At 72.9% G+C, this 23,509-nt stretch carries 21 protein-coding genes, 1 tRNA gene and 1 pseudogene; 12 read left to right on the plus strand and 11 right to left on the minus strand.

Features of this window, described 5'->3' with window-relative positions; translation table 11 throughout:
• The first annotated feature begins 2 nt into the window (after positions 1-2).
• Positions 3-1,163, plus strand: a complete 1,161-nt coding sequence (locus V3N99_16995) for a PrsW family intramembrane metalloprotease (GenBank protein MEO3938435.1) — start codon at positions 3-5, stop codon at positions 1,161-1,163.
• 32 nt (positions 1,164-1,195) lie between these two features.
• Here V3N99_16995 and V3N99_17000 read toward each other — a convergent pair.
• Positions 1,196-1,268 (minus strand) — tRNA-Arg (locus tag V3N99_17000).
• Positions 1,269-1,522: 254 nt separating this feature from the next.
• Here V3N99_17000 and V3N99_17005 point away from each other — a divergent pair.
• The 5 genes from V3N99_17005 to V3N99_17025 all read left to right on the plus strand — a co-directional run bounded on the left by V3N99_17005 (position 1,523) and on the right by V3N99_17025 (position 8,017).
• Positions 1,523-3,235: a dynamin family protein gene (locus V3N99_17005; GenBank protein MEO3938436.1), complete on the plus strand. Its 1,713-nt coding sequence runs from the start codon at positions 1,523-1,525 to the stop codon at positions 3,233-3,235.
• Positions 3,232-4,917 carry a GTP-binding protein gene (locus tag V3N99_17010; protein MEO3938437.1) on the plus strand — a complete coding sequence of 562 codons (1,686 nt, stop codon included), beginning with the start codon at positions 3,232-3,234 and terminating at the stop codon, positions 4,915-4,917. The genes V3N99_17005 and V3N99_17010 overlap by 4 nt, the downstream gene beginning before the upstream one ends.
• Positions 4,918-5,069: 152 nt before the next feature.
• Positions 5,070-5,639 carry a single-stranded DNA-binding protein gene (locus V3N99_17015; protein MEO3938438.1) on the plus strand — a complete coding sequence of 190 codons (570 nt, stop codon included), beginning with the start codon at positions 5,070-5,072 and terminating at the stop codon, positions 5,637-5,639.
• 104 nt (positions 5,640-5,743) lie between these two features.
• The gene (ettA, locus tag V3N99_17020) at positions 5,744-7,426 is read left to right on the plus strand and encodes an energy-dependent translational throttle protein EttA (protein MEO3938439.1); all 1,683 of its coding nucleotides are present in this window, start codon (positions 5,744-5,746) and stop codon (positions 7,424-7,426) included.
• Positions 7,427-7,492: 66 nt separating this feature from the next.
• Positions 7,493-8,017, plus strand: a complete 525-nt coding sequence (locus V3N99_17025; protein ID MEO3938440.1) for a hypothetical protein — start codon at positions 7,493-7,495, stop codon at positions 8,015-8,017.
• 16 nt (positions 8,018-8,033) lie between these two features.
• Here V3N99_17025 and V3N99_17030 read toward each other — a convergent pair whose 3' ends face one another.
• Positions 8,034-8,387: a hypothetical protein gene (locus tag V3N99_17030; protein MEO3938441.1), complete on the minus strand. Its 354-nt coding sequence runs from the start codon at positions 8,385-8,387 to the stop codon at positions 8,034-8,036.
• Positions 8,388-8,500: 113 nt separating this feature from the next.
• Positions 8,501-9,115, minus strand: coding sequence for a TetR/AcrR family transcriptional regulator (locus V3N99_17035; protein MEO3938442.1), 615 nt, complete (start codon positions 9,113-9,115; stop codon positions 8,501-8,503).
• Positions 9,116-9,174: 59 nt separating this feature from the next.
• On the opposite strand from V3N99_17035, the pseudogene V3N99_17040 reads away from it, so the two are divergent.
• A pseudogene (locus V3N99_17040) lies at positions 9,175-10,319 on the plus strand (acyl-CoA dehydrogenase family protein).
• Between the two features lie 74 nt (positions 10,320-10,393).
• On the opposite strand, the gene fabG reads toward V3N99_17040, so the two are convergent.
• From fabG to V3N99_17055, 3 genes are all read right to left on the minus strand, one after another.
• The gene (fabG, locus tag V3N99_17045; protein MEO3938443.1) at positions 10,394-11,152 is read right to left on the minus strand and encodes a 3-oxoacyl-ACP reductase FabG; all 759 of its coding nucleotides are present in this window, start codon (positions 11,150-11,152) and stop codon (positions 10,394-10,396) included.
• Between the two features lie 209 nt (positions 11,153-11,361).
• Positions 11,362-12,360, minus strand: a complete 999-nt coding sequence (locus V3N99_17050; GenBank protein ID MEO3938444.1) for an acyl-CoA thioesterase II — start codon at positions 12,358-12,360, stop codon at positions 11,362-11,364.
• Between the two features lie 39 nt (positions 12,361-12,399).
• Positions 12,400-13,887, minus strand: a complete 1,488-nt coding sequence (locus V3N99_17055) for a PLP-dependent aminotransferase family protein (GenBank protein ID MEO3938445.1) — start codon at positions 13,885-13,887, stop codon at positions 12,400-12,402.
• A gap of 61 nt (positions 13,888-13,948) precedes the next feature.
• Here V3N99_17055 and V3N99_17060 point away from each other — a divergent pair, with 61 nt between their 5' ends.
• Positions 13,949-14,665, plus strand: a complete 717-nt coding sequence (locus tag V3N99_17060; protein MEO3938446.1) for a hypothetical protein — start codon at positions 13,949-13,951, stop codon at positions 14,663-14,665.
• On the opposite strand, the gene V3N99_17065 is transcribed toward V3N99_17060, so the two are convergent.
• The gene (locus tag V3N99_17065; GenBank protein ID MEO3938447.1) at positions 14,614-16,959 is read right to left on the minus strand and encodes a RecQ family ATP-dependent DNA helicase; all 2,346 of its coding nucleotides are present in this window, start codon (positions 16,957-16,959) and stop codon (positions 14,614-14,616) included. The two genes, V3N99_17060 and V3N99_17065, sit on opposite strands and share 52 nt — an antisense overlap.
• A 139-nt stretch (positions 16,960-17,098) precedes the next feature.
• Between V3N99_17065 and V3N99_17070 the strand changes: the two genes are divergently transcribed.
• The 3 genes from V3N99_17070 (at position 17,099) to V3N99_17080 (ending at position 18,726) form a co-directional block, all read left to right on the plus strand.
• Positions 17,099-17,455 carry a VOC family protein gene (locus V3N99_17070; GenBank protein MEO3938448.1) on the plus strand — a complete coding sequence of 119 codons (357 nt, stop codon included), beginning with the start codon at positions 17,099-17,101 and terminating at the stop codon, positions 17,453-17,455.
• Positions 17,456-17,566: 111 nt separating this feature from the next.
• Entirely contained in the window at positions 17,567-18,070 is a 504-nt protein-coding gene (locus V3N99_17075) for an acyl-CoA thioesterase (protein ID MEO3938449.1), read from the plus strand.
• Entirely contained in the window at positions 18,067-18,726 is a 660-nt protein-coding gene (locus V3N99_17080) for a hypothetical protein (protein ID MEO3938450.1), read from the plus strand. Before V3N99_17075 ends, V3N99_17080 begins: the two co-directional genes overlap by 4 nt.
• Positions 18,727-18,760: 34 nt before the next feature.
• On the opposite strand, the gene V3N99_17085 is transcribed toward V3N99_17080, so the two are convergent.
• Positions 18,761-19,564, minus strand: a complete 804-nt coding sequence (locus tag V3N99_17085; protein ID MEO3938451.1) for a glycerophosphodiester phosphodiesterase — start codon at positions 19,562-19,564, stop codon at positions 18,761-18,763.
• Positions 19,565-19,625: 61 nt separating this feature from the next.
• Here V3N99_17085 and V3N99_17090 point away from each other — a divergent pair, with 61 nt between their 5' ends.
• On the plus strand, positions 19,626-19,832 hold the full coding sequence (locus tag V3N99_17090) for a hypothetical protein (GenBank protein ID MEO3938452.1): 207 nt from the start codon (positions 19,626-19,628) through the stop codon (positions 19,830-19,832).
• Between the two features lie 473 nt (positions 19,833-20,305).
• Here the strand turns inward: V3N99_17090 and V3N99_17095 are convergent, their stop codons facing one another.
• The 3 genes from V3N99_17095 to V3N99_17105 all read right to left on the minus strand — a co-directional run bounded on the left by V3N99_17095 (position 20,306) and on the right by V3N99_17105 (position 23,454).
• The gene (locus V3N99_17095; GenBank protein MEO3938453.1) at positions 20,306-20,464 is read right to left on the minus strand and encodes a hypothetical protein; all 159 of its coding nucleotides are present in this window, start codon (positions 20,462-20,464) and stop codon (positions 20,306-20,308) included.
• A 211-nt stretch (positions 20,465-20,675) separates the two neighbouring features.
• Positions 20,676-21,647 (minus strand): phosphotransferase, encoded by a 972-nt coding sequence (locus V3N99_17100; GenBank protein MEO3938454.1) that lies wholly within the window; start codon positions 21,645-21,647, stop codon positions 20,676-20,678.
• A gap of 4 nt (positions 21,648-21,651) precedes the next feature.
• Complete coding sequence (locus V3N99_17105; GenBank protein MEO3938455.1) at positions 21,652-23,454, minus strand: glycoside hydrolase family 13 protein; 1,803 nt, start codon at positions 23,452-23,454, stop codon at positions 21,652-21,654.
• Positions 23,455-23,509 lie beyond the last annotated feature (55 nt).

The following is a 23,509-nucleotide window of genomic DNA, read 5'->3' on the forward strand; positions in this document are numbered from 1 at the left end:
CCATGTCCACAGGGGAGCGCGCTCCGAGCGCGGTCGGTAACGTCACCACGCGGCCGAGCCGGCGGCGCGTGGTCGCCTACGGCGGCCTCCTCACGGCGTTCCTGCTCGCCGCGGTGGTGCTCAGCTCCGAGCTCGGGGCGAGCCTCGGTCTGCGCACGACGCTGCTCGCGGCCTTCTTCGCGGCCCTGCCCCTGCTGGTGGTCGTGCCGACCTACCTCTGGGTCGACCGCTACGAGGCCGAGCCCCCCGCATACCTGGTCGTGGCCTTCCTCTGGGGAGCCCTGTGTGCGGCGGCGGGGGCGCTGCTGCTCAACACCGGCTTCAGCCTCGTGCTGCTGCTCGTCGGCCAGGACCCCGACCAGGTCGACCTGCTGGGGGCGGTGGTCAGCGCCCCGGTCGTCGAGGAGGGTCTCAAGGGGCTCGGGATCCTGCTCGTCGTGCTGCTGCGGCGTCACCACTTCGACGGCATCGTCGACGGCATCGTCTACGCCGGCCTGATCGGCGCGGGCTTCGCCTTCACCGAGAACATCCTCTACCTCGGTCGCATCTACACCGACTACGGCGGTGAGGGCCTGGGCTACCTCTTCGTCCTGCGGTGCGTGATGGGCCCCTTCGCCCACCCGCTCTTCACCTCGATGACCGGCATCGGGCTGGGCGTCGCCGTCTCGCTCGTGCGCAGCCGGCAGGCCAAGGTGGCAGCGGGGCTCTCGGGATACCTCCTGGCCATGCTGCTGCACGGCTGGTGGAACCTCAGCGCCTCGCTCGGGTCGCTCCTGACCGCCTACCTCCTGGTGCAGGTGCCCATCTTCGTCGGCTACCTCGCCACCCTCGGGTGGGCCCGATGGCGCGAGGGGCGCGAGATCCGCCTCTACCTCAGCCTGTATGCCGACGCCGGGTGGCTCGCTCACCCCGAGGTCGCGATGCTGGGCTCCCTCAGCGCACGCCGCGAGGCCCGCGGCTGGGCCCGCCAGCACGGGGGGCGGGCCGCGCTCGCCTCGATGCGAGCCTTCCAGGACAGCGCCTCCGACCTGGGGCTCCTGCGCGCCCGGATGGCCCGCGGGGCCGCCGAGCCGCAGGCCGAGGCCCGTGAGCGAGCGCTGCTCGACGCCGTGGTCGCCCACCGCACGGGGTTCCTCGGCACCGGCGCCCACGGCTCGCCCTGAGGGGCGGAGCGCACGACGCGGGCGGGTGGTCGTGCCCCCGGCAGGACTCGAACCTGCAACCTGCGGATTAGAAGGCCGCTGCACTATCCGTTGTGCTACGAGGGCGGGGCGGGTCGGGACGGGCACGCTGACGCGCGGTCGACGAGGGGTGCGGGCGGTGCCGACCGCACAGTCTAGGGGGCAGCCAAGCGGGCGGGCCCCATCGGCCGAACGCTCACACTGTGCGGTGGGAGCACCCGAGTGCGTGCTGGGTGCGCGACGATGCGGCGTCGGCGCCCCCCGGGTGGCAGCATCGGGCAGTGAGGCGCGCGGTGCGTCGGTTGTTACCAGACGCGATGAATGAGGAGGATCTGGGGGTGATGGTCACACCGACCGCGACCCGCGAGGGCGAGGCACTGCTCAGTGCTGCCCGCGTCCTGCGCACCCGGGTCGCCGGCACCCGCTTCCCGGTCGACCTGCCCGAGGCGGCGACCGCGACCGCCGTGCGCGGTGAGCTGTTGCACCAGCTCGACGACTACGTGCTGCCCCGGCTCGGCTCCCTGGACGCCCCCCTGCTCGCCGTGGTCGGCGGGTCCACCGGGGCGGGCAAGTCCACGCTGGTCAACTCGGTGCTCGGAGCCACGGTGTCCACCCCCGGGGTGCTGCGGCCCACGACCCGCTCGGCCGTGCTGGTGCACCACCCCGACGACCGCGCCTGGTTCGCCGACGACCGGGTCCTGCCCGACCTGAGCCGGGTCACGGGCGAGGCCGCCGTCGAGAGCCCCCGCACCGTGCGCCTCGTCGCCTCCAGCGCGATCCCGGCGGGGCTTGCGCTGCTCGACGCCCCCGACATCGACTCGGTGGTCAGCGAGAACCGCATGCTCGCCCGCCAGCTGCTGTCGGCGGCCGACCTGTGGCTCTTCGTCACCACCGCCGCCCGCTACGCCGACGCGGTGCCGTGGGACCTGCTGCGCCAGGCTCAGGAGCGCGGCACGTCGGTCGCCGTCGTGCTCGACCGGGTGCCCCCTGCCTCGGTCACCGACATCCGTGACCACCTGACCTCCATGCTCCTCGAGCAGGGCCTCGGTGCCACTCCCGTCTTCGCCGTGGCCGAGGGCGGCCTCGACGACGAGGGCCGCCTGCCGCGCGCACAGGTGGGTCGGCTGCGGTCGTGGCTCGTCGCCCTCGCGAGCGACCAGCAGGCCCGCTCCGGGGTCGTGCGGCAGACCCTGCGGGGGGCCCTCGACTCGTTCGACACCCGCGTCCAGGTGCTCGCCGACGCCACCGAGGCACAGCACGAGGCGACCACGCGTCTGCGTCGGGCCGGATCGAGTGCCTTCGACCAGGGCCTGCGCGCCGTGGTCGACGGCATGAGCGACGGCACGCTGCTGCGCGGAGAGGTGCTGGCCCGGTGGCAGGAGTTCGTCGGCACCGGAGAGTTCTTCAAGCAGGTCGAGTCGACCGTCTCGCGCTGGCGCGACCACCTCGTGGCCGCGATCCGGGGCGAGACCACCCGCGCCGACGGCCTCGGAGAGGCTCTGCACAGCGGCATCTCGCAGCTCGTGCGGGCCGAGGGCTCGGGCGCGGTCGCGACGACGGTCGCCCGCTGGCGTGGGCTGGCCGGCGGGAGCGAGGCGCTGCGCCGCGACCCGGCCCTGCAGCGGCTGTCCGAGGGGTTCCCCGGGCGGGTCGACTCGCTCGTGCACGACTGGCAGACCTCGGTGCTCGAGCTCGTGGCCACCGAGGGACAGGACCGGCGCACCCGCGCTCGGGTGACGGCATACGGCGTCAACGCGGTGGGCACCGTCCTCACGCTCGTCACCCTGGCCTCGACGGCGGGGCTCACCGGCGCCGAGGTCGGCATCGCCGGCGGCACGGCCGTCCTCGGGCAGAAGCTGCTCGAGGCCATCTTCGGCGACCAGGCCGTGCGGTCGCTCTCGGCCACCGCCCGCTCGAGCCTCCTGGAACGCGTCGACGCCCTGTATGCGCAGGAGCAGCGACGCTTCATCGACGCCGTCGAGGCGCTCGAGGTGCCCGACGACCAGGGGCGGGCGCTGACGACTGCCGCTGACGCGGTCAGGGCGGCTCGATGAGCCCTCTCGTCGCGGGGTCGCGTCGCACGGCCGGCCCACCCGGTGCGGCGCTGCTCGACCGCGCGCGGGCGATCGACACGGCGCTCGAGCTCGGTGGCGAGCAGCTGGTGCCCGCCGACGTCGACGACGCCCGCGTCCTCGTGCAGCGGGTGCAGGAGCGGATCACCCTCGGGGGGGACCACACCGTGGTCGTCCTCGCCGGCGCCACCGGCAGCGGCAAGTCGTCGCTCTTCAACGCGATCACGGGCTCCGACCTCGCCGAGGTCGGGGTGCGGCGCCCGACGACCTCGACGGCCACCGCGGCCGTCTGGGGACCGAAGCCGGCCGCGCCGCTGCTCGACTGGCTCGAGATCGAGCGCCGGCACGGCATGGCCTCACCGACGCGCAACGACGAGGTCTTCGGCAGCCTCGACGGTCTCGTGCTGCTGGACCTGCCCGACATCGACTCGCGCGAGGGCGCCCACCGGGTCGAGGTCGACCGCGTGCTCGAGCTGTGTGACATCTTCGTGTGGGTCACCGACCCGCAGAAGTACGCCGACGCGGTGCTGCACGACGACTACCTGCACCAGCTGTCAGCGCACGAGGCGGCCACGGTCATCGTCCTCAACCAGGTCGACCGGCTCCAGACGCCCGAGGTGAGCGCGTGCCGCACCGATCTGATCCGGCTGCTCGAGCACGACGGCCTGCCCAGCTCGTCAGTGCTCACGACCTCCGCGCACACCGGGCAGGGGGTGCCCGAGCTGCGCCAGCGGCTGGCCAACGCCGTGGCCGGCGAGTCGGCGTCGCGGTACCGGCTGGGCACCGACCTCACCAGGACGTCGACCCAGCTGCGGCGGTCGGTGGGCGACACCGAGGTCGTGCTCGCCGAGGGGCCGGACGGCAGCCTCGTGCAGGCCCTGTCCCGGGCCGCCGGCGTCCCGGTTGTCCTCGATGCTGTCGAGGCCGACTTCGTGCGCAACTCGACCGCTCGCACCGGCTGGCTCTTCACCCGCTGGCGGCGGCACCTGCACCCCGACCCCCTCGGTCGGCTGCGTCTCGACACCGCGAGCTTCGTCCTGCCCGAGGTCGACAGTGCCGACGTGCGCGCGGTGCTCGGTCGCTCGTCGCTGCCGGCGCCGTCGCCCGCCGCCCGCTCGGCCGTGCGCCTGGCCACCCGCGAGCTGACCGACCGCGCCGCCGTGGGCCTGCCGCTGCGCTGGGCCCGCGCGGTCGCGGAGCACTCCTCGCCCGACCAGACCCGGCTCGAGGAGCACCTCGACCGGGCCGTCACGCGCACCCCGCTGCGCGCGCCCGACCCGCTGTGGTGGCGCGTCACAGGGGTGCTCCAGTGGCTGCTCGCCGTCATGGCCGTGCTGGGTGCCCTGTGGCTCGTGGCGGTCGTCGTCGCGGCGTGGCTCCGTCTGCCCGCGCTGCCCACGGCGTCGCTGGGCGCGGTGCCGCTGGGGGTGCTCATGCTGGTGCTCGGGGTCGCGCTCGGGCTCGGTCTGGCCGCGCTGGCACGCGTGCTGTCCGCCCGTGGTGCGGTGCGACGACGCGCCCTGGTGGCCGAGCGGCTCGAGGCCGCCATCTCCGAGGTCGCGGAGGAGCAGCTGGTGTCCCCGACGCGAGCCGTGCTGCAGCGGCATGCCGCGACCCGGGCGGCACTCGACCGCGCGGTGGGCGCGGTGGGCGAGGTGGGCTGACCTCACCCGGTCGTCCACAACCCCGGCTCGGTCGGGGGTTGTCCACAGCCCGCCCTGCCGTCGCTGGTGCGGACGCCGCGCAGTGTCGAGGGTGGTGCCACCAGCCCCGCCACCCCGGCGTGGGCGACTCGCACCAGGAGAGCTGACCCGACATGAACGAGAGCTTCGTGACCGTGTGCGGCAACGTGGTCGCCGACCCGCAGGGCCGTTCGACCAAGACCGGCAAACCCTTCGCGTCCTTCCGTGTCGCCTCGACGACCCGGCGGTGGGACGCCGAGGCGCGCGGGTTCGTCGACGGCAGCACCAACTTCGTCAACGTCATCGGCTTCAACGCGCTCGGCGCCAACGTCATGGCCAGCCTCAAGCGGGGTGACCCGGTCATCGTCTACGGTCGGCTGCGGGTCAACCAGTACCTCGCGGCCGACGGCAAGAACATGACCTCGGTCGAGGTCGACGCGCACGGGGTCGGGCACGACCTCACCCGCGGCAGCAGCGCCTTCAGCCGGGCCTCGCGGCCGCAGTTCGAGCCGCACGACCGACTCGCCGACCCGCACATCCTGGCCAGCTTCGACGAGGTCGAGGCGCTCGACGAGCTCGCCGGTGAGTCGTCGGGAGACCACGAGGGTGGCGACCCCGTCGAGTCCGTGGGCCGCACGCAGCAGGGGTCGGGTCTGCGTGAGGAGGATGCCGACACCGACCCCTACGTCGTCAGCGCCCACTGACCGCCCGGGGCCGTCACCGCGCGGCCGGCCCGGGTGGGGTCGACTCCCGCCCGGGTGGGGCCGGCGATTGGGTCGCCGTCGGCCACGCGGATAGCCTTGCGGTCATGCCCGAGTTCATCTACGTCATGACCAAGGCGCGCAAGGCGCACAACGAGAAGGTCATCCTCGACGACGTGACGATGTCGTTCTACCCCGGCGCCAAGATCGGTGTCGTCGGTCCCAACGGCGCGGGCAAGTCGACGATCCTCAAGATCATGGCGGGGCTCGACCAGCCGTCCAACGGAGAGGCCCGCCTCGCCGCGGGTGCCAGCGTCGGCATCCTGCTGCAGGAGCCGCCCCTCAACGAGGAGAAGACCGTCCTTGGCAACGTCGAGGAGGGCGCGGGGGAGATCAAGGCCAAGCTCGACCGCTACAACCAGATCTCGGTCCTGATGGGCGAGCCGGACGCCGACTACGACGCGCTGCTGGCCGAGATGGGCACCCTGCAGGAGGAGATCGACAACGCCGACGCGTGGGACCTCGACACCCAGCTCGAGCAGGCGATGGACGCGCTCCGCTGCCCGCCGCCCGACGCCGACGTCACCGTCCTGTCCGGCGGTGAGCGCCGCCGCGTCGCCCTGTGCAAGCTGCTGCTGCAGAAGCCCGACCTGCTGCTGCTCGACGAGCCGACGAACCACCTCGACGCCGAGTCGGTGCAGTGGCTGGAGCAGCATCTCGCCGGCTATGCCGGCGCCGTGCTCGCGGTCACCCACGACCGGTACTTCCTCGACAACGTCGCCCAGTGGATCGCCGAGGTCGACCGCGGGCGCCTCTACCCCTACGAGGGCAACTACTCGACCTACCTCGAGAAGAAGTCCGAGCGCCTGCAGGTGCAGGGCAAGAAGGACCAGAAGCTGCAGAAGCGGCTCAAGGCCGAGCTCGAGTGGGTCCGCTCCAACGCCAAGGGCCGCCAGACGAAGTCGAAGTCGCGGCTGGCGCGCTACGAGGAGATGGCGGCCGAGGCCGACCGCACCCGCAAGCTCGACTTCGAGGAGATCCAGATCCCGCCGGGCCCGCGGCTGGGCTCGACGGTCATCGAGGTGAAGGACCTGAAGAAGGGCTTCGGCGACCGCGTGCTCATCGAGGGCCTGTCCTTCTCGCTGCCCCGCAACGGCATCGTGGGAGTGATCGGCCCCAACGGTGTCGGCAAGACCACCCTGTTCAAGACCATCGTCGGGCTCGAAGAGGCCGACAGCGGCAGCGTCAAGGTCGGTGAGACGGTCTCGATCTCCTACGTCGACCAGGGCCGTCAGGGTCTCGACCCCACGAAGAATCTCTGGGAGACGGTCTCCGACGGCCTCGACTTCATCAAGGTGGGTCACGTCGAGATCCCGTCGCGCGCCTACGTCTCGCAGTTCGGCTTCAAGGGTCCCGACCAGCAGAAGATGACCGGCATCCTCTCCGGCGGGGAGCGCAACCGGCTCAACCTGGCGCTGACCCTCAAGCAGGGCGGCAACCTGCTCCTGCTCGACGAGCCCACCAACGACCTCGACGTCGAGACCCTCGGGTCACTCGAGAACGCCCTGCTCGAGTTCCCCGGCTGCGCGGTGGTCATCAGCCACGACCGGTGGTTCCTCGACCGGGTGACGACCCACATCCTGGCCTACGAGGGCACCGAGGAGCACCCCGGCGCGTGGTACTGGTTCGAGGGCAACTACGACTCCTACGAGATCAACAAGGTCGAGCGCCTCGGCCCTGACGCCTCGCGTCCCCACCGGATGACGCACCGCAAGCTGACCCGCGACTGAGGCCCGGGTGCCGGCCCCCGAAAGCGGTCGATGGCGGCGGGCCGGTCAGGAGGTCACACTGGGTCAATGATCATCGGCTTGCTGGTCGCAGCCGCCCTCCTGGGGGTGCTGGGCCTCGTGCGAGCCGTGGTCGTGCGGCGCCGCGCAACGGCCGCAGGTCAGCCCACGACCTCGGGTTGGGGTGCGGCGGCGGGTGCTGCCGGTGCCGACCCCGCGGCCGCGAGCGACGGGTTCCCGGTCGACGACGAGCTCAACGCCACCTTCGACGCCGTCCTCGCCGCCCATGCCCACGAGCTCGGCGACCTGCTGGAGACGAGGCTGCACGGCCTCATCGCCCGGCAGGTCCCCGTCCGGGCCATCCGCGCGGCCCCCGGGACCCGCACCGCACGGGTCTGCTTCGCCGATGGCACGGTCGTGCTGGCCCGCAGCGGCGGAGGTCGTGACCTCGCCGCCGTCGTGGTCGGGATGCAGAGCGGGGCAGTGGTCCTCTCGGGGTTTGCGCGAGAGGACTCGCTGACCCGGCTCACCCTGCGATCACGCTCCGGGCGGCCCCTCGCCCTGCTGGCTATCGGGCTCGACCAGCCGGACTGAGCGTCCCGCTAAGCGCTCATCGCCCGGCAAGGCCCTGCCCGTCGAGCGAGACCTGTCTCGGCCCGGGGTCTACCTGATGAGGGGCGCTGCCGATGAGGATGGCGACGACGACCGCCAGTGCGAGCACGAGGCTGTCACGCTTCCTGAAGCTCGGCTCGAGGTCCTCGCCGTTCAGCATCGCTCGGGCCTCGAGGGGAGGGGCAGGACGGGTCGCCCAGCCGACCGGGGTGAGGGTGGCGATCGCGTAGTCGTAGCCCCACGTGACGGTGAAGGAGAACATCAGGTGCAGGTATCGGTCGCTACGGACGACCGTGGTCTCCGGTGAGACCTGACGCTGAAGGGACTTGCGTCCCCATCCCCAGAACAGCATGACCAAGCTCCCCCTGTCGTGGACGCCATCCGATGTGGCGTCTCGCCCGTGCCGACCTGATGCAGTGAGGTGAGCGGGATGTCGAGGTCGCGTTTAGCAGAAACGCGACCCGCTCAGCGAGGAGTCGCCGAGACGAGCCGCAGGCCGAGCTCGGCATACGTGTCGCCTATCTGGGCGGCGGAGCGGCTGATCGTGGGGGAGTACCACCGCGCGACGTCGATGCACATGGACATCAGGGCCAGGGCGGTGTCGCGCACGTCGTCGACGACCATCGTCCCCTCGAGGAGCCCGTCCTCGAGGACCGACCGCACCGTGGCGTCGATGTGCTTGCGCAGGGTGAGCACGTCGTCGCGGTGGGCGGGGGTGAGGTGGGGGAACTCGTACTGCACGACGCTGGCCACCTCGTGGTGCTCGGCGTGCCAGCTCGAGAACGAGCGCATCACCGCCGCGAGACGGTCGGTCGCGTCGCCGTCGGAGCCGGCCGCACGCGTGACCACAGCCAGCGCCTCGAGGTGGCCGGTATGGCTGAGGGCGTGCAGCAGCTCCTCCTTCGAGGCGAAGTGCACGTAGACCCCGGCGGGTGAGAGCCCGGCGCGGGAAGCGATGTCGCGGGTGGTCGTGGCGTGAAAACCCCTGGCCGAGAAGGCTCCCGCAGCCGCAGCCAGCAGCCGGGTGACGGTGGGGGTGGCCGTCCCGCCGGACCCGTCGACCTGCGCGGCGCTCGTCACATTGACAGCATGCCCCAGCGTCATGACACTAAGCAAGCGCTTAGTAACCAGGAGGTAGGATGCCCCGTCACGTCTACGACGAGGACCACGACGCATTCCGCAGCAGCGTCCGTGAGTTCGTCGAGAGGTCCCTCGTGCCCCGGGCGGAGGAGATGATCGAGCTCAAGTCGATCCCCCGCGACATCTGGCAGGAGGCCGGCAAGCAGGGGCTCTTCGGCCTCGACATCCCCGAGGAGTTCGGCGGCGTCGGTGCGGAGGACTACCGCTTCAACGCGGTGGTCGCCGAGGAGATCGCGAAGTTCACCGCGGCGGTCTCGTCGTGCTTCGGAATCCACTCCGACGTCTGCCCGCCCTACGTCGTCGACCTCGGCACCCCCGAGCAGAAGCAGCGCTGGCTGCCGGGCATGGCCTCGGGTGAGCTGATCTGCGCCATCGGGATGACCGAGCCCTCGGGCGGCTCCGACCTGGCCGCGCTCAGGACGACCGCGGTCGCGACGGCGACGACTGGATCGTCAACGGCAGCAAGACCTTCATCACCAACGGCTACCAGGCCGACCTGGTCATCGTCGCCACCCGCACCGACCCGAGCCGTGGCGCGAAGGGCATCACCCTGCTCGTGCTCGAGAACGGGATGGAGGGCTTCACCCGCGGGCGCAAGCTCGACAAGGTCGGGCAGGAGGAGTCAGACACCGCTGAGCTCTTCTTCTCCGACGTGCGCGTCCCGGATGCGAACCGCATCGGCGACGAGGGCATGGGCTTCATCGCGATGATGCAGCGTCTGCCGCAGGAGCGGGTCGGCGCGGCGGTCTCCAACACCGCGCACGCGGCGCAGATCCTCGAGGAGACGATCGCCTACACCAAGGAGCGCAAGGCCTTCGGGCAGCCCATCGGGTCGTTCCAGCACAACAAGTTCAAGATCGCCGAGCTCGTCACGAAGATCGAGGTCACCCAGGCCTACGTCGACGACTGCGTCCTCGCCCACGCGAAGGGCGAGCTGACGGCGGTCGATGCCGCGAAGGCGAAGTGGTGGTCGGCGCAGGTGCAGAACGAGGTCCTCGACGAGTGCGTCCAGCTCTACGGTGGCTACGGCTTCATGAACGAGTATCGCGCCGCCCGCGCCTGGCGTGACGCCCGGGTGACGAAGATCTGGGCCGGCTCCAACGAGATCATGAAGGAGCTCATCGGGCGCGACCTCGGCCTCTGACCCGCCAACTCGGGGCACGAGACGACGCGGGGCCCCCGCCGAGACCGGAGGGGGCCCTGCGTGCGTGCACCGCGTCAGTCCTTGGGACCACCGGCGACGTAGATGACCTGGCCGCTGACGAAACCGGCCTCGTCGCTGGTGAGGAAGGAGACGGTCGCCGCGATGTCGTCGGGCTGGCCCACGCGCTGCACCGGGATCTCCTTGGCGGAGAAGGCGATGAAGTCGTCGAAGGCGACGCCGAGGCGCTCGGCGGTGGCCCTGGTCATCTCGGTCTGGATGAAGCCGGGCGCGATCGCGTTCGCGGTCACGCCGAACTTGCCGAGCTCGATCGCGAGGGTCTTGGTGAAGCCCTGCATACCGGCCTTGGCGGCTGAGTAGTTGACCTGCCCGCGGTTGCCGAGCGCCGAGGTCGACGAGAGGTTGACGATGCGGCCGAACTTCTCGGAGGTCATGTGCGCCTGCACGGCCTTGGTCATCAGGAAGGCCCCCCGCAGGTGCACACCCATGACGGAGTCCCAGTCTTCCTCGGTCATCTTGAAGATGAGGTTGTCGCGGGTGATGCCCGCGTTGTTGACCAGGATGGTGGGCGCGCCGAGCTCGGCCGCCACCCTGGCCACCGCGGCCTCGACCTGGTCGGACTTGCTCACGTCGACACCCACGGCGAGGGCCTTGCCACCCGCCGCAGTGATCGCGTCGACGGTGGCGGCGCAGGCGGCCTCGTCGAGGTCGAGCACCCCGACGGCGTGCCCGTCGGCGGCCAGTCGCTTCGCCGTCGCGGCGCCGATGCCGCGGGCGGCGCCGGTCACGATGGCGGTACGGGGGGTGGTGGGCATGGGTGTGCTCCTCGTCGACAGGGGTCAGGCGGACGGTCGCCGAAAGCTCCGGCGCCTCACCGATCGTACTGAGCGCTCGCTTACCTGACGTCCGCCACCCCTGTCGCGCCCCTCACACCCCGTTCCAGCGAAGGGAAACCCGTCGTTCCGAGCCCCGGGAAGGCTCGGAACGACGGGTTTCCCTCGTTCCGAACGCGAGAGGGAGGGGGTTACGCGGGGGGCGAGGGGTGCTTGACGCGCATCATGCCCTCCTGGGCCACCGAGGCGACGAGACGCCCGTCGGCGGTGAACATGCGGGCCTGGGAGAGGCCGCGGCCGCTCTGGGCGGAGGGGGACTCCTCGGCATACAGGATCCACTCGTCGGCGCGGGCGCGGCGGTGGAACCACATGGCGTGGTCGAGGCTGGCCGGGCGCAGGCGCGGGTCGGACCACGCGAGGCCGTGGCGACGGATGATCGGCTCGAGCAGGGAGTAGTCGCTGGCGTAGGCGAGGACGGCGGCGTGCAGGAGCGGGTCGTCGGGCAACCGGCCGATGGCCCGCATCCAGACGTCCTGGCGGGCGACGAGCTCTGGCGCCGCCTCGACGAAGAGGTTGCCCTGCACGTGCCGAAGGTCGATCGGGCGGGTCTGCGCGAAGCGCACGGTGCGCGGGTCGTCGGTGTTCGCCGCCAGCTCGACCAGGCTGGGCAGGCTCTCGGGGTCGGGTGCGGCGGGCATCGGGTCCTGGTGGTCGAGGCCGTCGGCCTCCTCCTGGAAGGAGGCGATCATCGACAGGATCGGCTGGCCGTACTGGATCGCGTGCACCCGGCGGGTCGAGAACGACCTGCCGTCGCGCACGTTCTCGACGGCGAAGCGGATGGGGTGCTTGTCGTCGCCGGGGCGCACGAAGTAGCCGTGCAGCGAGTGGATGGGTCGCGGCCTCCCATCGACCTCGTCGACCGTGCGGCCGGCGGCGATCACCGACTGGGCGAGCACCTGCCCGCCGAAGACGCGCCCGTGAAGCTGCTTCTGGCTGCGGCCGACGAAGACCGCGGCCGACGAGTGCCCGAGCTCGCTCTCGGGGTCACCCTCCGCGCCCTCGACCGTGAAGTGGGCCTCGCCGAGCGGTTGCAGGTCGAGCACCTCGAGCAGGTCGGCGATCGCCCCCTGCGGGTCGGTCCCCGCCGACGGGGGAGGGGACATGGGGGAGATGGAGTCCTCGCGCGTCACCCTCCGGACCCTATCGACAACCCGCCTGGGTGGGTGCCCTCAGGCGATCAGGGCGGGGAGCGACGTGCGGTGCACCGTCGCGCCTTGGGCGTCACCCCACGCACGGGCGATCCGCTCGACCGCCTCGACCAGCACGGCAGCCGGCTGGGCCATCGGGATGCGGCAGAACGACTCGAGCCCGCCGTCGACGCCGAAGCTGCCGCCGGGGGCGAGCCGCACGCCGTGTCGCAGACCTGCCTCGACCAGGGCGGACGAGCGCGGCTGGGGGAGCTCGCACCACAGGCACAGACCGCCCGCGGGCACGGTGAAGCGCCAGTCCGGAAGGCGGGTGCGCAGGGCGCCGACGAGCGCGTCCCGCGAGGCGCGCAGCTCGCGCCGGCGGTGCTCGATGACCGTGTGCCGCCGCCGTAGCAGCGCTGCCAGGGCCAGCTGCTCGACCAGCGGGGCTCCGAGGTCGAGGCTGAGCCGGGCCTGCTGCAACCGGGGGACATCGCTGACGGGGGCCCTCAGCCACCCGACCCGCAGCCCGCCCCAGAAGGTCTTGCTCGCGCTGCCGATCGAGATCGCCCGGTCGTCGAAGGCGGCCAGCGGCCGGGGCATGTCGCCGTCGGCCACATCGACCAGCAGCTCGGCCGGTGTCTCGTCGACCAGCGCCACGGCGCGGTGCCGGCGCAGCACGGAGGCGACCTGCGCGCGTGTGGCCTCGTCGACGAGCGCCCCGGTGGGGTTGTGAAAGTCGGGGACGAGATAAGCCAGCCGGGCTGCGCTCTGCCGCAGGGTGATCGCGAGGCCCTCGGCGTCGAGACCGCCCGGGTCGAGAGCCAGACCGACGGGACGCAGACCGGACTGGCGCACCGCCGCCATGGCATTGGGGTAGGTCGGCGACTCGAGGACGACGCGGTCACCGGGGCGACCGAGGGCGCGCAGCGCAACGCTCAGGCCGGCGAGCGCGCCGGTCGTCAGGACGACCTGCCCGGGGGCTGTCGGGAGCCCCCGCTCGGTGTAGCGCTCGGCGACGAGCTCGCGCACCTCGAGCAGGCCGAAGGGGTGGTAGCCGGTGCCGCCGAGGTGGTGGGGCAGCGCAGCGAGCGCCTCCTCGAAGGCCTCGGTCAGGCCGTCGGGGGCACGCGGCGCCGCCAGGGTCAGGTCGATCACGTCAGACACGTCGGTGCCGTCGGTGCCGTCGGTGTCGGCGCCGTCAGCCGGCAGGAGCGGCCCGCCGGGGACGCGCCCCGTCGGCAGCGAGACGACGCTGCCCGAGCCCCGGCGCGAGAGCAGGTAGCCGCGGTCGCGGAGCACGGCGTACGCGCTCGAGACCGTGGTGCGGCTGACGCCGAGGGCGGTGGTGAGGTCACGCTCGCTGGGCAGGCGGGCCCCGGCCAGGATCCGGCCGTCGGCCACGAGGCGCCGCACCCCCTCCGCCAGCACGCGGTAGGCCGCCTGCTCACCGCCCACGGCCCCCACACCGCCCGTGCCGCCGGCTGCGAGCAGGTCGGCGAGCCGGTGGGCGGAGATCGTCGAGGACATGGGGCCACCCAATCACAAGTGGCTCTTTTTTACAGTCCACTTACCTGCCACGCTGGGGGGTATGGCTCTGCCGTCCGTCACCCTGACCGCCCTCTCGCCCCTCCAGCAGCTGACAGCGGGGCGGCTGGGGCATCGGGTGCCCCAGCTCGTCGTCGGGCTGGCGCTCTACGGCTTGTCAATGGCCATGATGGTGCGCGCCGACCTCGGCCTCGCACCGTGGGACGTGCTGCACGTCGGGCTCGAGTCGCACCTGCCCCTGACCTTCGGGCAGGTGACGATGGTGGTGGGGGCTCTCGTCCTCGCCCTCTGGTGGCCGCTGCGGCAGTGGCCGGGGCTCGGCACGGTCGCCAACGTCGTCGTCATCGGCGTGGTGAGCGACCTCGGGTTGGCTCTGCTGCCGGCCCCGGGCGGTCTGGTCGACCGGGCGGCCCTGCTCCTCGCGGGGATCCTGCTCAACGGCATCGCGGGCGGGCTCTACATCGGGAGCCAGTTCGGCGCCGGACCCCGTGACGGGCTGATGACCGGCCTGGCTCGGCGGACCGGCTGGAGCCTGCGGCTCGTGCGCACCGGTCTCGAGCTGACCGTGCTGGTCGTCGGCTGGCTCCTCGGTGGCGGGGTCGGAGTGGGCACGATGGCCTACGCCCTGCTCATCGGACCCATCGTGCACGTCGTGCTGCCGCGGGTGACGGTGGCCCTGCCTCGCTCGGGCGCGACGCCCGACTCGTCTCAGCCGGCGCTCGCCAGCGCGAAGGGCAGCACCGCCGACGCACCGGCCTGACGCAGCGCCCGGCCGGCGATCGTCATCGTCCAGCGGGAGTCGACCAGGTCGTCGACCAGCAGCACCGGGCCCGGTGTCGCCGCCACCGCCCGAGCCAGCTCAGGTGGCACGACCAGGCGCTCCCACACCCCGGCCAGCCGGAACGCGCTGTTGCCGCCGGCCCCACCCGTGGGTCCCCCGTGCTCGAGGGCGAGCTCGCCGAGGTAGTCGAGCCGCCCGAGCCGGGCCAGCTCCTGCGCCACGGAGACGGCCAGCCGCGGGCGCGCCCGCGAGGGGACGACGACCACGGCGGACGGGCGGGTCGACCAGCCCCAGTCGCGCAGCACCCCGACGCAGGCCTGGACGAGGGCAGGGTCGGCCTCGATGTCGGACGCCTGCCGAGGGGCGGGGTCGACGACGTCCGCGGGTGGTGGCCCCGCGGGCTCCGCCCAGGGGTCGCGACCGGACCCACCGGTTCCGCCGATTCCGGCGGCGCCATGCTGGTCGTCCATCGGGTCGGGTGGCAGGTCCCACGGGTCGGGTGGGGGCTCACCCCACGGGTCGGGGCCGGTGGGCAGGGGAGCCGGGCGGGCGGCATACAGCAGGTCGCGCAGGCGTTGGCCCCAGCCCAGGTCGGTGAGGCGGGCGAGGACGCGCCCCGGCTCGAGGCCCTCGCCGGGGGCGATCTTGCCCGAGACGGGCACCCCGAGCCGCGACATGCCCGTCGGCCACTGGGCCCGGGGCTCGAAGGGCACACCCACCTGGCGCAGACGCTCGCGCGCGGCACCGATGGCGGCCTCGGGGATGGTGGTGTCGACCCACGGCCCGGCACAGCGGTCACAGCGCCCGCACGGGACCGCGGTGTCGTCGTCGAGAGCGCGCTGCAGGAAGGCCATCCGGCACCCGTCGCCGCGCTCGTAGTCGATCATCAGCCGCTGCTCGCGCTCGCGCGACTGGGCCACCCGGGCATAGCGCTCGGCGTCGTAGACCCACTCGCGTCCGGTGGCGACCCACCCACCGGTGACACGGTCGACCGCACCGTCGACATCGAGCACCTTGAGCAGCAGCTCGAGCCGGGTGCGCCGCACGTCGACCGCGGTCTCGAGCGCCGCCGTCGACATCGCCTTCGGCGCCGCGGCCAGGGCACGCAGCACGGCATCGGCCTGCTCCTGTCGGGGCATCGAGGCCGAGGCGAAGTAGCGCCAGATGTCACGGTCCTCCGGGCCGGGGAGCAGGAGCACGTCGGCGTGGTCGGTGGCGCGCCCGGCGCGGCCTACCTGCTGGTAGTAGGCGACGGGTGACGAGGGTGCCCCGAGGTGGAGCACGAAGCCGAGGTCGGGCTTGTCGAACCCCATCCCCAGCGCGCTGGTCGCCACGAGCGCCTTGACCCGGTTGTCGCGCAGGGCGCCCTCGAGCTCTTCACGCTCGGCCGGGTCGGTGCGCCCGGTGTAGGCGCGCACCTCGTGCCCGGCCTCCCGCAGGGTGGCCGCGACGTCGTCGGCGGCCGAGACGGTCAGGGTGTAGACGATGCCGCTGCCCGGCAGGTCAGCCAGGTGGGCGACCAGCCAGGCGATCCGCTGCTCGGGAGCAGCCAGCGGCAGCACCCCGAGCCGCAGCGAGTCGCGCGCCAGCGGGCCGCGCAGGGTCAGCACCTCGTGCCCTCCGGCGCCGAGCTGCTCGGCGACGTCGGTCACCACCCGGGCGTTGGCCGTGGCCGTCGTCGCCAGCACCGGGGTGTCGCTGGGCAGGGTCTGGAGCAGGTCGCGGATGCGACGGTAGTCGGGCCGGAAGTCATGGCCCCAGTCGCTGACGCAGTGCGCCTCGTCGACCACGAGCAGGCCGCAGCGGCGGGCCAGGTCAGGCAGCTGCTCGTCGCGGAACCGGGGGTTGTTGAGCCGCTCCGGGCTCACGAGCAGCACGTCGACCTCGTCAGCCGCCAGGGCGGCGGCGACGTCACCCCAGTCCTGCGCGTTGGACGAGTTCATGGTCACCGCACGGATGCCGGCCCGGGCCGCGGCGGCCACCTGGTCGCGCATCAGGGCCAGCAGCGGCGAGATGATGATGCTCGGGCCGGCGCCCTGGGCCCGTCGCAGGGCCGTCGAGACGAAGTAGACCGCCGACTTGCCCCACCCGGTGCGCTGCACGACTAGGACGCGCTGGCGGGCCCCGACGAGGGTCTCGATGGCCTCGAGCTGCCCGTCGCGGAAGTCGACGTCGTCACGCCCGACCAGTCGGCGCAGGGCGACGCGCGCCTCGTCGGCGAGGGTGGCCGAGCCGGCGGCACCCGTGAGCGGGGCGGTGGGGGGTGGCGTCATACGACCACCGTATGCCGCCGCACCGACACGGCCCGCGGGTCATCCACAGGCCCGTGGCGAGGTCGACCACCATCGGCGAACCCGCCGCGATCCTCGACGACGCGCCGCGACCCCGGCCCACCCGGCCTAGGGTCAGGGCATGGCCATCGCCCGCAGACCCACCACCGTCGTCGACTGCCCCGACCCCGAGGCCCTCGCCGCGTTCTACGCCGCCCTGCTCGACTGGCAGGTCAAGGTCGAGGACGGGTGGGCCGAGGCCTGGAGCGAGGACTGGCCACCGCTCGCCTTCCAGAGGGTCGACGACTACCGCCGGCCCACGTGGCCGGACCAGGAGGTGCCGCAGCAGCACCACATCGACGTCGTCGTCGACGACCTCGACGAGGGTGAGGCGGCGGTGCGCGCGCTCGGGGCCACCAGGGCCGAGCACCAGCCCGGCACGACCTTCCGCGTCTTCCTCGACCCGGCCGGTCACCCGTTCTGCCTGTGTCTGGGCTGACCCCGCGGGGGCAGCGGGGGGCTGCGCTCGATCCGCGCGGCGGTCGACCGGACGACGTCGACCCCGTGACGGTTGGCGCCACCGACCCACCGCGGCTGCGAGGATGACGCCATGCCCGACGACACCTCCAGCGCGACCCCCGATGCCGACCCTGTCCCCGGCGACGCCCGCCGCACGGGCTACACCGTCGACGTCCCGCTGCGCTGGTCCGACATGGACGCCTACGGTCACGTCAACAACGTGCAGTTCCTGCGGCTGCTCGAGGACGCCCGCGTCATCGGTTTCGAGCAGTGGTTCGGGCGCGGACGCAGCCTGCTCGACCACGGCGTGCTCGTTACCCGTCACGAGATCGAGTACCTCGCGCCGCTCGCCTTCCGGCACGCTCCCGTCGCCGTCGACATGTGGTGCACCAAGGTCGGAGCGGCCTCCTTCGACCTCTCCTACGACCTGCGCGACCCCGAGGGGGTCGGTGACGTGACCTACGCCCGCGCAGCCACCGGCATCGTGACCTACGACTTCGACCGCGCCGCCCCGCGCCGCCTCGACCGCGAGGAGCGCGAGGTGCTCGAGGCGAATCTCGGCCCGGTGCAAGGGTTTCGGTGGCGCAGTCGATGAGCACGCCCATACTGCACTTCGACGACGAACGGGGCTACGCCGACTTCGCGACGTTCGTCGGACGGGCCCGCTCGCTCGACGCCGACGGGGCCATGCGCCTCCAGGCCGTCGGGGCCACCCTCGCGGCGCACGTGCAGGTGCTGCCGGGGCGCGGCCTGCTCGCCGACGGCGGCGTGACGGCGCTGCGGGCCTACGGGCTCGGTGAGTCCCTCGACCTCGATGTCGTCGTGCCCCTCGCGGCGCTCACCGACCGTCTCGCGCGCCACCCCACGGGGGTCGCGCTGCCCGTCCCCCCGACCGTCGTCTCGGTGTCGTGGGCCTCGCTGGCCGCGCCCCGCGGTGGCTGGGAGACGGTCGGCGAGGTCGCTGACGACGACCTCCGTGCCGCCGCGGTGGTGGGCATCGAGGAGGTCGCGCTGGGCAGCCGCACCGCTGACGGCCGCGCCTCCGGTGGTGCCCCCGCGCTCGCCGCGCTCCGGTATGCCGTGTGGTCACGGCTGACGCCCACCACCCCGCCCGTCCCGGCCGGGGCAGCATTCGCGGCGCACGTGCTCGGATTCCTCAGCGGCCCGGGGGCGGGCGGCACCGCGACGGTGCTCCAGCAGGGGCGCTGGGTGCGGTTGGCAGCGGCCCACGGACACGTGCTCGTGCGCTGAGCCACCCGGCCGTGAACGCCGAAACCGTTGTCCCTCAAGGTTCGTCGTGCCACTGGCCCCGCTCGACCAGCACCCGCTTGAGCACGTCGATGCGGTCGCTCACCAGGCCGTCCACCCCGAGGTCGAGCAGGCGCACCATCTCGTCGGGGTCGTCAACCGTCCACACGTGCACCTGCTTGCCGAGGCGGTGGGCGCGCTGCACGAAGCCCGGCGTCACCAGCCGCAGCGGCACACGACCGATCCGGTGCACGACGGGCACCTGCAGCACGGCAGCGGGGAGGCGGGCGAGGGCGCGGAGGGGGGCCGGGCCGAACCGCACGGCCGCTGTCTCGCGGGGGCCGGCAGCGGTGGCGACTCGGTCGCCGGCGAGGCGCCGGAAGGCCGCGAGCCGCCGGTCGGAGAACGACGCGACGCAGACCCGGTCGAGGGCCGAGTGCGCCCGCAGGACCTGCCACAGCGGCTCCACGGCGCCCGACGACTTGAGGTCGATGTTGAACCGTGCCGTCGGCAGCTCCTCGAGCAGCTCGGCCAGCAGCGGCACGGGCTCGCGCCCGGCGATGCGGGCCTGCGCGACCGTCGCCCAGGGCAGGCGCGCCACGAGGCCCGACCCGTCGGTCACCCGGTCGAGCCGGTCGTCGTGGAAGGCCACCACCTGGCCGTCGGCGGTCGCGTGCACGTCGGTCTCGAGGTAGCGGTAGCCGAGCCCGACCGCGGAGCGGAAGGCGGCCAGGGAGTTCTCGAGGCCCGCGTCGGGACCGCCGGCCACGCCGCCACGGTGGGCCAGCGCCAGGGGAGGCGCGCCCAGGTAGGGCCAGCCGGATGCACGGGTGGAGGACACCGCAGCACTCTGGCACGTGACCCGGGGAGACTCGGCGCAGGTGTGCACCGATGATGGTGGTGTGACCTCCTCACCCCACCGCCCCCTCGAGATGACGGACTGCCGACGTGAGTGCGAGTGGCTGACCACCGGTGAGCGGCTCGGCCACGAGCCGCTGTTCGTCTGCGACGGCTGCGGGTCCGAGTGGGTGCGCACCGAGTCGTGGACGCCGATCGACTGGATGGGCGAGGTGCCGCAGGCCGTCGTCGCCGAGCGCGCCCGAGCCTAGCTCTGCGCAGGAGCCCGACGCGCCCGCCGACCGGTGTCCCACGTCGGTCGAAGACCGGCCGGGCCCGCCCGAACGGCCCATGTCCGGCTGTCCGATTTATGGCTTATGGTCGAGGTAGGCGCTTCCACCGCCCGACCAGCTCCACCCGACCGACCAGCTCCACCCGACCGACCCGGCACCCCACCCCGCTCGCCGGTCGACCTGCCTGATCGCCCGCATCCACGGGCGACCCACCCGCACCACCCGCACCACCCGCCTACGACCCTCGGCTCCCACCGACCGGTCTGGTCCTCCCCCCACACCGGCCCGCCTGCGCTCGTGCTGACGCCATCGATCTCGTCGACGTCACTGCTGTGCGGCTGCGTGCCCTCCCGAAGGGCACCGCCATGATCCTCCCCACCTCGCGGTCCCTCCGACGTCGAAGCCCGTCCGCCCTCGCTGTGATCACGGTTCAGCCTCAAGGTCACGAACCTCTACTCCACCGCGAGCGAGGTCTCCTTCGGCGCCACGGTCGTGGCCGGCATCCGGGCGCGTGTGCCCTGGTCGACCCGCACTCCGTCGTCGACACCTCGCGCAACGGCAACGGCCCCGCTGGGGCGGGCGACCTCGGCGGCGTCGTCTGGGTCAAGCACCCCGGTGAGTTCGAAAGCGCCTGTGAGCGCTGCGAACCCGGCTCCGGGCAGTGGTCGGCTTCCGGGCCACCGACATCGTGAGCAGATCGCTCACTGCCGGCCTCCTCGGCTGAGGAGGCACCTCCAGGGGCGCTCCGCCTCCGCACGGTTCATCCGCTCCCCGAGAGGGGGGGGAGCGGCGGAACCATGGCGGGGAGCGGAGCGCCCACGGTCAGAAGGGCTCGTCCGGGCCCAGCATCCCCAGCCAGCGGATCGGTGCCTCACGCACCTCGCGGGCCTCCTGCGTGCTCACCGACCCGAGCACTCTCAGCCAGCTCGCGGCGCGGCTGAGCACCCCCAGGGTGCGGGCCGCCGACAGCGCTGTGAGGTTGGCGGCCGTCGGGCCCCCGTAGGCCTCCAGATAGGCGTCGCGGGCGGCGACGACCCGCGGGTCCTCCAACCCGACCCCGAGGGGCTCGGCCGTGTCGCGCAGGGCGACGAGCAGCGACGAGAAGGGGTGCCCCACGACGGCGTCGCCCCAGTCGAAGACCCGCGCGCCGCTGCGGAAGACGTTGTCCCGGTGCAGGTCGTCGTGCTGCACCGACGAGTGGTGCGGCTCGCGCTCGAGCAGGCCGGCCAGGTCCTCGACGAGACCACGCCGGCCGGCGGCCGCCTCGACCACGGCCCGCTCCTGCTCGGTGCGGGCATGAGGACGAGCCTCGGCGACGACCTCGTCGAGCAGCTGGGGTAGCCGAGCCGGCCGGTGGTCGGGCGCGCCGGCCGCCAGCAGCTCGTCGACGTGAGGGACGACCTGGAGCTGCAGCTCGGCATACCCCCGCAGGGCGTGGTTCCAGACCTCCAGTGCCTCCGGCGTGTTCGTCGCCAGCACCGCCCCGCCGTCGGGCAGCAGGAGCCAGCCGCGAGGCACGTCGACCGCGTAGGGGATCAGCACCCGGTCACCGGCCCGACGCGACAGCACCGGCACCAGTGAGACCTCGGCGACCGTGGCGGGCCCGGGGGCCTTCAGCCACACCGAGCCTGCCGTGGTCGGCAGCCGCAGGACCGTCGACCACGGTCGCAGGTGGGGCTGCTGCGTCTCACCCGTGCGCCGTATGCCGTGGGCGGCCAGGGCGTCGTCGGCCCACGCCGTGGACTGCTCGCGCCACTGCGGGGTCGACCACACCGCCAGGCCGGACCTCGTCATGCGCTCAGCCTGCCAGCAGCACCCACGCGGTGGTGTCGGTCGGCAGCATCCCGTCGGCGGCCAGGTCGCCCGAGCAGAGCACGACCTCGCCGGCCGGAAGCGCCACGGGGATGACGCCGAGGTTCGCCACGACCGCGACCGTCCGGGTGGTGGAGTCACCCGTCTCGGTCGTGGCGGTGGAGGCGAGCGCCACGACGTGCGGCAGGGCGGCATACGCCTCGAGCCACTGCAGGTCGCGTGAGCCCAGGCCATGGGTCCGACGGGCCGTGAGCAGAGCGCGGTAGAGCTCCAGCGTGGAGCCGGCAACCCCCTCCTGCTGGTCGACGGCGTAGTCGCCGTAGACCTCGGGCTGCGGCAGCCACGGCTCGCCCTGGGCGCCGGTGCCGAAGCCGAAGGCCTCGGCGTCCTTGACCCACGGCATCGGCACGCGGCAGCCGTCGCGACCGAGCTCCGTGCCGCCGGAGCGCAGGAACGCGGGGTCCTGTCGGTAACGGTCGGGCATGTCGGTGGAGTCGGGCAGCCCGAGCTCCTCACCCTGGTAGAGGTAGGCCGCCCCGGGGAGCCCGAGCATGAGCGCCGTTGCGGCACGTGCCCGCTGGAGGCCCAGGGCGCGGTCGGGCTGGGGGTCGTCGGCGCCGATCCCGTTGGGGCGCCGACGATCCTGGCGCAGGCCGAGGCGCGAGGCGTGGCGCACGACGTCGTGGTTGGACAGCACCCAGGTGCTCGGGGCGCCGACCCGGGCCGCTGCCGCGAGCGAGTGGTCGATGACCTCGCGCAGCCGCGGGGCCTCCCACGGGCACGAGAGGAAGTCGAAGTTGAAGGCCTGGTTCATCTCCGTCGGCCGCACGTAGAGCGCCATCCGCTCCGGGGGCTCGACCCACGCCTCGGCGCAGAGGATGCGGGAGGGGGAGGCGTACGTGTCGAGCACTTGGCGCCAGCCCTCGTAGATCTCGTGCACGCCGTCCTGGTCCCACATCGGGGCGTCGCGCGTCTCGCGCTGCGTCTCGGCGCCGCTGGCGTCGGGAGCGCCGTGCTCGCCCTCGCCGTGCTCGTCGCGGTTGCCCAGCAGCTCAGTGGGCTCCGACCAGTCGGGCAGGCCCTCGCGCTTGACCAGGCCGTGCGCGACGTCGACGCGGAACCCGGCGACGCCGCGGTCGAGCCAGAAGCGCAGGACCGACTCGAACTCCTCGCGCACCTGCGGGTTGGTCCAGTCGAAGTCGGGCTGCTTGGTGTCGAAGAGGTGGAGGTACCACTGACCCGGGGTGCCGTCGGCCTCGGTGACGCGGGTCCAGGCCTCGCCGCCGAAGACGGAGCGCCAGTTGTTCGGCGGCGTGGCGCCGTCGCCGCCGAGGCCGTCGCGGAACAGGTAGCGGGCGCGCTCGGCCGAGCCGGGGGTGGCGGCCAGGGCCTGCTGGAACCACGGGTGCTCGTCGGAGGAGTGGTTGGGGACGAGGTCGACGACGACCTTGAGGCCGAGACGGGTGGCCTCGCCGATCATGGCGTCGGCGTCCTGCAGGGTGCCGAAGACGGGGTCGATGTCGCGGTAGTCGGCGACGTCGTAGCCCGCGTCCGCCTGCGGCGAGGTGTAGAACGGCGAGCACCACAGGGCGTCGACCCCGAGGTCGCGCAGGTAGGGCAGGCGGGCGGTGATGCCGGGCAGGTCGCCGATGCCGTTGCCGTCGCTGTCGGACCACGAGCGGGGATAGACCTGGTAGGTGACGGCATGGCGCCACCAATTGGCGTCCTCGGCTGGTGGGGGAGTGGCCGGGAGGTCGGTGGTGGGGGTCTGTTCGGTGGCGAGGGTCACGGTGACCAGCCTGCCGTCCGGTCGGCAGTGGGCAAAATCGATGGAGCCGGTTGAA

The sequence above is a fragment of the Dermatophilaceae bacterium Soc4.6 genome (genome assembly GCA_039889245.1).
Taxonomy (GTDB): domain Bacteria; phylum Actinomycetota; class Actinomycetes; order Actinomycetales; family Dermatophilaceae; genus Lapillicoccus.